This window comes from Bradyrhizobium sp., from assembly GCF_019242285.1.
Lineage (GTDB): Bacteria > Pseudomonadota > Alphaproteobacteria > Rhizobiales > Xanthobacteraceae > Bradyrhizobium.
In genome coordinates, this window is record NZ_JAFAVV010000331.1 from 1 (window position 1) to 10,947 (window position 10,947).

General features: G+C 65.0%; 10 protein-coding genes. 6 read left to right on the forward strand and 4 right to left on the reverse strand.

All coding sequences use genetic code 11. The annotated features are described in order from the left end of the window. Both JOY90_RS13015 and JOY90_RS13020 read right to left on the reverse strand, forming a co-directional pair. Positions 1–1,097, reverse strand: a 1,097-nt coding sequence (locus tag JOY90_RS13015; protein ID WP_291691533.1) for an MFS transporter, incomplete at its 3' end; no start/stop codon positions are given. Positions 1,098–1,362: 265 nt separating this feature from the next. After that, positions 1,363–2,298, reverse strand: coding sequence for a LysR family transcriptional regulator (locus JOY90_RS13020; protein ID WP_291691534.1), 936 nt, complete (start codon positions 2,296–2,298; stop codon positions 1,363–1,365). A 207-nt stretch (positions 2,299–2,505) separates the two neighbouring features. Between JOY90_RS13020 and JOY90_RS13025 the strand changes: the two genes are divergently transcribed. Beyond that, positions 2,506–3,222: a hypothetical protein gene (locus JOY90_RS13025; RefSeq protein WP_291691535.1), complete on the forward strand. Its 717-nt coding sequence runs from the start codon at positions 2,506–2,508 to the stop codon at positions 3,220–3,222. Positions 3,223–3,244: 22 nt separating this feature from the next. Further along, a complete protein-coding gene (locus JOY90_RS13030) occupies positions 3,245–3,427 on the forward strand; it encodes a hypothetical protein (RefSeq protein WP_291691536.1) in 183 nt (60 codons plus the stop codon). A 42-nt stretch (positions 3,428–3,469) separates the two neighbouring features. Here JOY90_RS13030 and JOY90_RS13035 read toward each other — a convergent pair whose 3' ends face one another. Continuing rightward, positions 3,470–4,444, reverse strand: coding sequence for a tripartite tricarboxylate transporter substrate binding protein (locus JOY90_RS13035; protein ID WP_291691537.1), 975 nt, complete (start codon positions 4,442–4,444; stop codon positions 3,470–3,472). A 218-nt stretch (positions 4,445–4,662) separates the two neighbouring features. Here JOY90_RS13035 and JOY90_RS13040 point away from each other — a divergent pair, with 218 nt between their 5' ends. From JOY90_RS13040 to JOY90_RS13055, 4 genes are read left to right on the forward strand one after another with little or no spacing between them, the layout of a single operon-like run. Further along, positions 4,663–5,379 carry a gluconate 2-dehydrogenase subunit 3 family protein gene (locus JOY90_RS13040; protein WP_291691538.1) on the forward strand — a complete coding sequence of 239 codons (717 nt, stop codon included), beginning with the start codon at positions 4,663–4,665 and terminating at the stop codon, positions 5,377–5,379. 10 nt (positions 5,380–5,389) lie between these two features. Then, a complete protein-coding gene (locus tag JOY90_RS13045) occupies positions 5,390–7,159 on the forward strand; it encodes a GMC family oxidoreductase (protein ID WP_291691539.1) in 1,770 nt (589 codons plus the stop codon). 20 nt (positions 7,160–7,179) lie between these two features. After that, positions 7,180–7,551, forward strand: a complete 372-nt coding sequence (locus tag JOY90_RS13050) for a c-type cytochrome (protein WP_291691540.1) — start codon at positions 7,180–7,182, stop codon at positions 7,549–7,551. A 6-nt stretch (positions 7,552–7,557) separates the two neighbouring features. After that, complete coding sequence (locus JOY90_RS13055; protein WP_291691541.1) at positions 7,558–9,006, forward strand: MFS transporter; 1,449 nt, start codon at positions 7,558–7,560, stop codon at positions 9,004–9,006. Between the two features lie 701 nt (positions 9,007–9,707). On the opposite strand, the gene JOY90_RS13060 is transcribed toward JOY90_RS13055, so the two are convergent. After that, complete coding sequence (locus JOY90_RS13060; RefSeq protein ID WP_291691542.1) at positions 9,708–10,868, reverse strand: IS110 family transposase; 1,161 nt, start codon at positions 10,866–10,868, stop codon at positions 9,708–9,710. Positions 10,869–10,947 lie beyond the last annotated feature (79 nt).

Below are 10,947 nucleotides of genomic sequence, written 5' to 3' on the forward strand. Positions count from 1 at the left end.
GCGATCAGCGCGGCTTCCGGGCCGTACATCGTCATCACCGGAATGAACGAGAGCGCGACGGCGATGAAAATGAGCGACGGTTCCCTGGTGTCGAGCATCGCGAAATAAACGAAGGTGAACGCGGCAACGAACACGCAGCCGCCGATATAGACCTTCCGGCGGCCGATTCGATCCGACAGCGCGCCGGCAATCGGGGCCGTGATGAAGCCGAGCGCGGTCATGGCGACCAGTCCCGAGAGCAGCAGATTGCGGGAGGCTCCCACCACAAGCGTGCCATAGGTGAGCACGAAGGCATTGAAAATGTAACCGGGAGTCTGCTCGGCCATCCGCAGCAGCGCCGACAGAATGACCTCGCGCGGCTGACGCTTGAGCACTTCGATGATCGGCGCCCGCTCGATCTTGTTCTCGGCGACGATGCGCTGGAAAACCGGGGTCTCGAGGATGCCGAGACGGATCCACAGCCCGACCGCCACCATGACGATGCTGATGAGGAACGGGACGCGCCAACCCCAGTTCAGGAACTGATCGCCCGAATACCAACTGAAGAACAGCACGGCGATGTTGGCGAGGAACAGGCCGGCCGGCGCGCCGAACTGCGGCCAAGAGGTGATGAAGCCGCGGTTCTTGTTGGTCTGCGCCCACTCCATCGCCAGCAGCACCGAGCCGCCCCATTCGCCGCCGACGCCGATGCCCTGGATCAGGCGCAGCAAAGTGAGGATGACCGCTCCCCAGATCCCGATCGACTCGTAACCCGGCACCAGCCCGACCGCAGCGGTCGCGATCCCCGTCATCAGCAAGGTGACGATCAGGGTCGCCTTGCGGCCGATGCGATCACCATAGTGGCCGAAAATCGCGGCCCCAATCGGCCGCGCGATGAAGCCGACGAAGTACACGCCGAACGCCTGCAGCGTGCCGACCCACGGATCGGAGCCTGGGAAGTAGACCTTGTTGAAGACCAGGCCGGTCACCGTGCTGTAGATGAGGAAGTCGTACCATTCGATGGTGGTCCCGACAGTGCTCGCGATCACGGCGCGGCGCAGGGCCGACTGACGCTCGACCTCGGACATGGGACCCAACGCGATTGTCGTCGCAGTCATTGGCATTTGCCTCCTCGTTTACTGTTCGATGACGCTTCCTCGTGCCTTCTTGCTTGTTGTTGATGTGTGCAGGCATTCCCCGATCAACGGGCATGCGATGGAATAATGAACCAGTTCGAGGCTTTGAGCGAGACTTTTGATCAGCAACCCGCGGCTGGTCGGCGGCTTGCGGTGACGGGCCAGAGTTCGACGCAACTGCGAAACTTCTTCGCACCTGCAATGACGGTCTACCGTTCGAGGCGCCGCTCTTGGGTCACAAGTTGAATTAGCGCCCGCGCCGGCTTGGATTGCTGCGCCGATGCTTCGAGGTCCGGAGCTCGGCCGCCCCGGCGGTTCGCAAGGCGAGCAGCGCGTCGCGCACGATCTCCAGCGCGGGCTCGTTCCGCTTGTTGGGATGCTCGACCAAGGCGAGCGTGCGCGAAAGCTGGGGCCGCAACGGCCGGATCGTGAAATCGGACGTGTGCGTGCCGATCGAAATTTCCGGCACGATGGCCATGCCGAGATTCGACGCCACGGCGGACTTCAGCGCCTCGACGGTCCCGAGCGCCACCGGTGCTGCCGCGCATCCCGACAGCCACCCCAGAACGAGCGGATGCGCCGCGCTGGTGGCTGCCTCCACCAGCAGAGTCTGCTTCGCGACATAATCGGGGGTCACCACGTCGGGCACGCCCAACGTGCCGATGGGAAAGATCGCCACCATCAACTCCTCGAACAGCGGCGTGATCTTGAGCTGCCGATCCTCCACCGGCAGATTCACCAGCGCGAGGTCGATCCTGTTTTGGATGATGTTCTCGATGCAGCTCCGCGTCGGCGCATTGTTGACGATCAGGTCGATGCCGGGATGCGCGAGACGCAGCGCGCGCATGATCGGCGGCAATCGATAGATCAACGTCGTCAGTGTCGAGCCGACACGTATGCGGCCGGCCCAGTCCTCGCGAAAACGGCGCATCATGGTGTCGGCATGATCGCATTCGCGCAGGATGCGTTGGGCCGCCTCGACGAGCTTGCCGCCCGGTGCGGTCGCATGGGCCTGCTTGCCCAACCGCTCGATCAGCCGTACGCCGAAACGCCGCTCGAGCTCGCGAATCTGCAGGCTGACCGCCGGCTGCGTCAGGTTGAGCCGGCGCGCCGCCGCGGAGAAGCTTCCCTGCTCGATCACCTCGAGCAAGGTGCGGAGCTGGTCGAAGTTGAGCCCACGCAATCAAAGTTCTCCTTATCAAAAGCATTGAAACAACAAATTTGCCTTACCTTAAAAGATGTTTCAATCATGATACAGGCGTTTCTGCAAAGTCGTGCTCATCGCACCGAGCACATGACCGGACCCGCCCGCGCGCAAGCCTTTGGACTCGGTCGACTATAACGCGCGTCGCCTCTGCTCCGGACGCCCGCCGGCCTGGCCGAGATGGCGGTGCCGGAATCAACCGAGGACCGGATCGAAGGTGCGTTTCGCGAGGTCAGACTGATGCAACGACTCGCTTCGAATTTCCAGCGAGCCTGTACCACGGCAATTCCCGATCCCACCCGCGAATCCCTGTTCGAGCATGCGCTCGACCTGCTCTCCGACGGAATCGCGCTGCTGCGCCTCGATGGCACTATCGTCTATGCCAACAAGGCGCTGGGTCACATCGCTTCGCAGAATGGCGACTTCCGCATCGACCACAATGCAATCAAGTTTGCGACACCAAATCTGCGCAATCGCCTCGCGGCCGCGTTGGACAGCGTGGAGCGAATGCAGCACGTTGCGGCCACGCGCCTTGCCACCGACTTCGCCGTGCCGCGCGAGGATGGGCTGCCGCCCTACACGGTCTCGGTGCGGCCCCTGTTCCGGGCCGGCGAAACTCATCCGGAAGCCGCCGCCCTGCTCCTGGTGCACGATCCCCTGCAGAAAAGTCTCGCCGCGGGAAGGATGCTGAAGGAGCTCTATGGGCTGACGAACGGCGAGGCGCAACTCGTCCAGGCGCTGGGCAGCGGGATGACTGCCGTCACCTATGCGAAGCAGCGCTGCATCAGCGTCACCACGGTCTACACGCATCTGCGGCGCACCCGCGAGAAGACCGGCTGGAAGAGCGTCGAGGAGCTGACCCGCCGCTTTCACGAGCTGAACGTCACGCTGCGGACGAGCTAGCCTCGCCGCCGCGGTCGCCGCGATGACCAGCGAACCGGAGCCGCATCGCGCTGCTGTCGCCGAAGCTGCGCTCGAAGGTCGGCGCCATCGTCTCCAGATCGAGCAGCGTCTACTACCGCAGCGACTCAATGCCGAACGCCAGCTCGCGATCGCGGTGGTGGACAAGATCATCGCGCGGGCCAGGAGCGACGGCGCGGACCGGTAGTTCGCATGATGCTTTGGAATATGATCGGTCAGATCGCGGCCGTCATTCTACCTTGGCGCCCGAGATCTGGATGATCCTGGTCCATTTCGCCGCATCCTCGGCGAGAAATTTTCCGTACGCAGCCCCGCTGACCGCGCCCGGCTCGGCGCCGAGATCAGCGAGGCGCGTCTTCATGCCCGGTGCCGCGAGAATGGCGGTCGCTTCACCCTCGAGCTTCGCCAACACCGGCGCCGGCGTCCTGGCCGGCGCGACCAGTCCGAACCAGGCGAACGCCTCGAAACCCGGGACGCCGGACTCAGCGACCGTCGGGACGTCCGGCAACGCGGTGGCGCGCGTGGCTCCTGCGACCGCGATGGCCTTGACGCTCTTGGCCTGGACCTGCGGCAGCACCGCCGGCATGTTGTCGAACATCATCGGGATGTGGCCAGCGATCAGGTCATTCATCGCCGGCGCCGCGCCCCGGTAGGGCACATGCACGATGTCGATGCCGGTCAAGCTCTTCAAGAGCTCGCCGGCCAGATGATTGGTCGAGCCGATACCGGAGGAGCCGAAATTGATCGTGCCGGGTTTTGCCTTCGCGAGCGCGACGAGCTCCTGCACGTTCCGAGCCGGAAACGACGGATGCACCATCAGCACGATCGGCACTGTGGCGAGCAGCGCCACCGGCGCGAATGCGGTCGCCGGGTCGAACGGCAGGCTCTTGTACAAGGCGGCATTGGTCGTGAGCGGCGGCGGCGCCGTGACCATCAGCGTGTAGCCATCCGCGCTCGCGGTCGCCACCGCCTCGGCGCCGATATTGCCGCCGACGCCGGCGCGGTTCTCGACGATGAAGGACTGTCCGGTCCGTTCCGAGAGCTTCTGCGCGAGCACGCGGGCGATGATGTCGTTGGAGCCGCCCGGCGGGAACGGCACGATGATCTTGACGGGCCGCGCGGGGTAGTCGTCGGCCCCGGCGCCGCCGGAGATGATCAGGCTGCCGGACGCGATCAGGATGGCGCGGCGGGAGATCGATTGCATTTGACGCATTACCTTGCTGGTCGTCGTTGTTGCGCTGCCGTGATCCTAGCGGCTGAAATCACCAAGGGAAGCTCACGAATTTCTGCCATGCCGCAAGCCCTCTTCCGCCGCCCGACATCCTTAAGGTAACGTTGCGGCAAGAGCTGCAACGGGCCACGCCGAAGTCCGACCGTTCAACACGCAGCGCATGAGCCATCGGCAGGCAACGGGAGGCTCTCATGTCCGAGGACGGTGTTCCGCGGCGCAACTTCCTGCTGGGCGCCGGACTTGCCGGCACCGTGGTTGCGGCCGGCCTCGCCGGGCCGGCGGAGGCACAGCAGCCGGCGACGGCGCCCGCAACGCCGCCACCAGCACCGGAGCCCGAACCGTTCGTCACGCTGACCGCGCAGGAAGCGGCCTTCATCGCCGCCGCCGTCGACACGCTGATCCCCGCCGACGAGCTCTCGCCGTCAGGCAGCGATTGCGGCGTCGCTATCTTCATCGACCGCCAGCTCGGCAGCGCATGGGGCGGCGGCGCCAGGATGTACCGGTCCGGTCCGTTCGTGAAGGGCAAGCCGGAGCAGGGCTATCAACTGCCGCTGACGCCGCGCGACTATTTCGCCACCGGCATTGCCGCCGCCAATGCCTGGACGCGCAAGACGCTCGGCAAGGATTTCGATCGCCTCGCGGCCGGCGACCGCGTCGGAGCCTTGAAGGCGATGGAGGACGGCAAGGCCGCCTTCGAGAACTTCGATGCCCGCGCCTTCTTCGGCCAGCTGCTGTCGCTCACCATGGCGGGCTTCTTCGCCGATCCGATCTACGGCGGCAACCGCGACAAGGTCGCCTGGAAGATGATCGGCTTCCCCGGCCTGCCGGCCACCTATGCCGACAAGATCGAGGCCTACCGCGACAAGCGCTATGTCGCGGAGCCGCAGTCGATCGCCGACTTCAGTTGAGGGGGCGGCGATGGCAAGGCGATTGAAGGACGTCGATGCAGTCGTGATCGGCATGGGCTTTTCCGGCGCGATCCTGTCGCGCGAATTGACCAGGGCCGGCCTCGACGTGGTCGGGCTCGAGCGCGGCGCCGACCGCAACCCGGCGGAGGAGTTCACGCTGACGCGGCTGCGCGACGAGCTGCGCTACGTGGTGCGGCTCGAACTGATGCAGGACAATTCCACCGACACCATCACCTTCCGCAACGCGCCCGACGAGCTGGCGCTGCCGATCCGGCGCTTCGGCGCCTTCCTGCCCGGCGAGGGCGTCGGCGGCACCGGCATCCATTGGGGCGCGCTGCACTGGCGCTTCCTGCCGAACGATTTTCGTATTCGGAGCGCGCTCGCGGAGAAATACGGCGCCAGCTCCGTTCCCGACACCATGACCATCCAGGACTGGCCGCTGAGCTATGACGAGCTCGAGCCGTCCTATGATCGCTTCGACAGGCTGTGCGGCGTGTCGGGCCAGGCCGGAAACCTCCGTGGCCGGCTGATCGACGGCGGCAATCCGTTCGAGGGACCACGCAGCAACGACTATCCCAACAAGCCGATCAAGACCGCCGCGGGTCCTGCGATGTTCGGCGCCGCCGCCAAGAGCCTCGGCTATCATCCCTTCCCGGTGCCGACCGCGACCTCGAGCGCGCCTTACGTCAATCCCGAAGGCATCACGCTCGGGCGCTGCGAATATTGCGGCCATTGCAATCGCACCGCCTGCGAGTCGAATGCGAAGGCCTCGCCCAACGTCAATGTGATGCCCGTGCTGCGCGCCGAGCCGAAATTCGAGCTGCGCACGCGGGTGTTCGTGACACGCCTTGTCTACGACAAGGCTGCGAAACGCGTCACCGGTGTCGTCTACACCGACATGAAGACCGGCGAGGAATATGAGCAGCCCGCGGGCCTCGTCGTGCTGTCCTCCTTCGTGTTCGGCAACACCCAGCAGATGCTGCTCGCCGGCATCGGCGAGCCCTACGATCCCAGGACCGGCAAGGGCGTGGTCGGCAAGAACTACTGCTACCAGTTCGAAGCCGGCGGCGAAGCCTTCTTCGAAGGCCGCGAGTTCAACCCGTTCATGGGCGCGCCGGGCATGGGCGTCGCGTTCGACGATTTCAACGGCGAGAATTTCGATCATTCCGGCCTCGGCTTCTTCGGCGGCGGCTACATCGTCTGCGCCAATAACGGCGCGCCGCCGATCGACGGCCGCGCGCTGCCGAAGGGCGAGCCGCGCTGGGGCGCCGGCTTCAAGCAGGCGACCGCGAAATGGTACCGCTGCAACACGCGCTTCAACACCCAGGGCTCGGTCTATGCCCACCGCGACAATTTCATGGACCTCGATCCGACCTACAGGGATGCGCTGGGCCGGCCGCTGCTGCGGCTGACCTACAATGCCACCGAGAACGACCACAGAATGTCGCGTCATCTGGTCGACAAGCTCGAAGGCGTCATCAAGGCGATGAACCCGACTCACTACGAGCTGCACAACCGCCCGAAGAATTTCACCATCGTGCCCTATCAGTCCACCCATTGCACCGGCGGCACGATGATGGGAGCGGACCCGAGGTCGAGCGTCGTGAACCGTTATCTGCAGGCCTGGGACGCGCACAATCTGTTCATCCAGGGCGCGTCGGTGTTTCCGCAGCAGCACGGCTACAATCCGACCGGCACGGTCGGTGCATTGGCCTACTGGTCGGCCAAGGCGATCACCGAGCAATATCTCAAGACCGCCGGCCCGCTGGTGCATGCGTGATGCAGAAATTCGGGGGACGCATGAGGGTTTTGGCTCTCAACCTCGCGACCGCGACGGCCTGTTGCCTCGCGCTGGTCATCTGTCCGGCCGCCGCCGCCGATGCCGAGCACGGCAAGGCGCTGTTCGCGCCCTGCGCCGCCTGTCATACCGACCGCCCCGACGCGCTCGGTCCGAGCCTGAAAGGCGTGTTCGGGCGCAGGTCCGCGGCGCTCGAGGACTTCCGCTACTCCAACGCGATGCGGCGCGCCAACCTGGTGTGGGATGCGGACAATCTGCGCGCCTATCTCAGCAATCCACAGGGCAAGGTGAAGGGCAACCGCATGCCCCTCGACGGCATCACCGACGGCAAGGACGCCGACGACATCGTGGAATATCTCGAGACATTGCGGTAGCCGAAGATGGCCGACGTAACATTCGACCCGCAAGACGTCGTTCAGGGATCGCCGCCGGGCAGACTCCGCGACGGCGTGCAGGCCCCAGGTGTCGCTCGCGCGCAAGACTGGCTCGACGCGATCGAGCAATCCAGGCTGACGCCGCGCTACTACCTCACGATCTTCCTGATCGTCCTGCAGGAAATGTTCGAGTTCTACGACTTCTTCCTGGTCGGCTACCTGGTCTCGGTGCTGGCGCCGGGCTGGCATCTCACCTACGGCCAGAGCGCGATGATGCTGTTGTCGTCCGGCGTCGGCGCGATCGCAGGTGCGCTGATCGGCGGCCAGATCGCCGACATCGTCGGGCGCAAGCGGATCATCTGGGCCGGTGGCCTGATCTTCGCGCTCGGCGCCGCCGGCTGCGCAGCCATCCCCGACGGCGCCTGGATCCAGTTCTCGCTGCTGCGCTTCGTGGTCGGCTTCGGCTCGATGGCGGCGACCACCTCGCAGAACCCGCTGATTGTCGAGATCACGCCGACCCGGTATCGCACCTTCATCTCGAGCATGATGGTGGTTCCGGTCGCGCTCGGCACCATGTTCGCCGCGATGGTCTCGGCGGCGCTGTTGCCGGTGATCGGATGGCGCGGCGTCGCCGCCACCGGCGCGCTGCCGATCGTCACCTCGCTCCTGATCGCGTGGATCGTTCCGGAATCGGTGCGCTGGCTGCTTTCACGCGGCCGCAATGCGGAAGCCCGCCGCGAGGCCGCCAGGCTGCTCGGCGTGGCGGAAAGCAGCATCACGCTGCCGAGCGCCGCCGCGCCGGACCGAAAGGCCGGATCGTTCGTCGAGTTATGGCGGGACCAGAAGCGGTTCTGGTGGGTGGTCGTGATCTGGACCGGCATCTCCACCGGCACCTATGGCGTGATCCTGTGGGGCCCGACCATCCTGTCGCAACTCCTGAAGATCACCGCGCATGAGGCGGCGCATTATTTCATCTATGCCAGCATCGCCTCGATGCTCGGCCGCGTGCTGTTCGCGGTCCTGCCGCTCCATATCGGTCGCCGCGGCGCGGCCATCGTCGGGACCGCGGCCTCGGTCGTGGTCATGCTCGCGATCTTTGCGTTCTATCGTGAGTTCGTCGGCGGATGGTCGGTGTTCGCGCTGCTGGTGATCGCGGGTGCCGCGTTCTACAGCGGCATGTTCTCCAACATCTCGCCCTATGTGGTCGAGGTGTTTCCGGTCTCGCTCGGCGGCCGCGCCTTCGGGCTGGCGCAGGCCGCCAATGGCGTCGGCAAGATCCTTGGACCGGTATGTCTCGCGCTGATCGCGGGCAGCCAGGACGTGGTCTCGCCCAAGGCGACCACCGACGCGATCGCCCCGGCCTTCCTGTTCCTCGCGGTGTGCGAATTGGCGGCGCTGATCGCGATCCTGGCCTTCCGCCGCGAGCCGCACGGCCGGCCGATGGACATCAGTTAATGCTACTGCATCATGCGACGGTAGGGTGGGGCTAAGCGACCACATGCGCGGAAGTTCGCCACACGAAGGCAAAAGCGTGCCCACCATCGCGAGCGATGCTGTCGAGACAACGGTGGGCACGCTTTTGCCTTTCCGTGGCGTGCAAGGAGGCCGCTTAGTCGTACTAAGTCACATGTGTGGTGCTCTCGTTGAAATTCTTGAGCTTTTTGGAACGACCATATTTGCACAAAGACGAGTCGATTCAATGGCTTGAATCTTCTTGTGACTCAGTACGATTAGCCCACCCTCATATGGGGATTTGTGTGTCAAGCCTCTTTGAGAGGTCGGGGTCAGTTTTTCTGTCTATGCTGTGGTATCCCTTGAGCAGCATTACTCCGTGGAGCAAAGCCGACCGACGCGCGCCCCAAACAGCGCTGTAGCGGCGGGCGGCTTTGCGGTGAGCTCGCGAAGCCGAGAGTGGCGCGATGAACCGGCGGTCGTGACCGAGGACTGGCTTCGAAGTTGCTGCAGCTGCTCGCTGCATCACCTCATATCCGGTCGGATCATGTGATCCGTACCCACGTTCCGCATGCTTGCGGCGAAGAAGCCACGAGAGGATGAGACCCATCTACAAATCGGCTGTTGGTGCAGCCCTAGGGTGGCCCGGTCGTCATCCATCCTCAGAGACCGCGGCGAACCGCGGGCCTGATCGCGAAGTTCGGTTAAGCCTTCATCACGGCCTCCTCAGGCACCAAGCCGGTTTCCAGATAGCGCCACAGCGCCACCACCAGCTTGCGGGCCAGCGCCACGATCGCGATGCGTCTGGCGCGCTTGCCGGCGTTGAGGGTGCGGCTGCAGAACCAGCGACTGAGCGCGCTCTCCGGCTGATGACGCAGCCAGAGCCAGGCCAGCTCGACCACTTTCTGGCGGACGCGCCGGTTGCCCGCCTTGCTGATGCCCTGCTCGCGATCGATGCTGCCGCTCTGCCACGGACTGGGCGTCAGGCCGCAATAGCTGGCCACCTCGCGCCGGTTGCGGAAGTCCTTGTAGAACAGCTCGCTCGCCAAGCTCATGGCGAAGGCCGGACCGAACCCCTTGAGCCGGCGCAGAAGCTGGCACTGCTTGGCCAGTACCGTGGGAGCGGCAGCTGCGTCCCCGATTTGGCTCTGTTCCAGGCTTTGCTCCACCGCCGCAAGCTGCTCGCGCACCGTCATCAGACGCGCATGCTCGCGCTTGATCTCGGACATCAGATGCGGCGGCACCGGTTGTCCCTGCCAGTCGCGCTGCCGCTCCAGCCAGCTGAGCCAGTCCTTCCGCCGTGGATTGCCGACCGCCATGCCCACAAGACGCAGCAGCGCCTTGATCCGGTTGGTATGGGCCGTCTGCTCCTTGACCAGCACGTCGCGCTCGCGGCCGGCGTGTCGGGCATCTTCCTGTTCCACCGTCGGCACGTGGACCACGCGAACCACGCGCGGCTCGCCCCGCAGATACGCCATCAGCGTGCGCAGCAGGAGCTCGCCGTCGATCCGGTCCGTCTTCGCCCGCCGCGACCGCTGCTCGACCGCGATGCTCGACGGATCGAACACGAAGCTGGTGATCATCGCCGCGACCAGCAGCCGGTGCAGCCAGAAGCCGTCATAGCCGGCCTCGTAGCAGCTCACCACGCGCGGCTCATATCCGAGCTTCTGCGCCGCCCGCGCCCGGACCTTTGCGATCAGCGCCAACAGCCCGGCGTGATCGCCTCCCTCGAGGTTGTGACGCGACATCCGTCCCCGGTCCGGACTGTGCAGCGTGACCAGCCACTTCTTCTGACTGAGTTCAATCGCAACAAAAATCGTGCCACAATTGTCCGCGGTGGGCGTGCCTTGGGTCGATGCTTGCATCTGGCTCTCCGATGGTTCGAGTCGTGGAAAACCCAAACCTACCGGAAGGGCTCGCTCACCGCTCCCCCATGGAATCTAC

What these genes read in the sequence shown, in the direction of transcription:
- JOY90_RS13060 (WP_291691542.1), bottom strand. Translation starts at nt 10,868, where the DNA reads ATGCAAGCATCGACCCAAGGCACGCCCACCGCGGACAATTGTGGCACG.
- JOY90_RS13040 (WP_291691538.1), top strand. Translation starts at nt 4,663, where the DNA reads ATGTCCGAGGACGGTGTTCCGCGGCGCAACTTCCTGCTGGGCGCCGGA.
- JOY90_RS13055 (WP_291691541.1), top strand. Translation starts at nt 7,558, where the DNA reads ATGGCCGACGTAACATTCGACCCGCAAGACGTCGTTCAGGGATCGCCG.
- JOY90_RS13030 (WP_291691536.1), top strand. Translation starts at nt 3,245, where the DNA reads ATGACCAGCGAACCGGAGCCGCATCGCGCTGCTGTCGCCGAAGCTGCG.
- JOY90_RS13050 (WP_291691540.1), top strand. Translation starts at nt 7,180, where the DNA reads ATGAGGGTTTTGGCTCTCAACCTCGCGACCGCGACGGCCTGTTGCCTC.
- JOY90_RS13035 (WP_291691537.1), bottom strand. Translation starts at nt 4,444, where the DNA reads ATGCAATCGATCTCCCGCCGCGCCATCCTGATCGCGTCCGGCAGCCTG.
- JOY90_RS13045 (WP_291691539.1), top strand. Translation starts at nt 5,390, where the DNA reads ATGGCAAGGCGATTGAAGGACGTCGATGCAGTCGTGATCGGCATGGGC.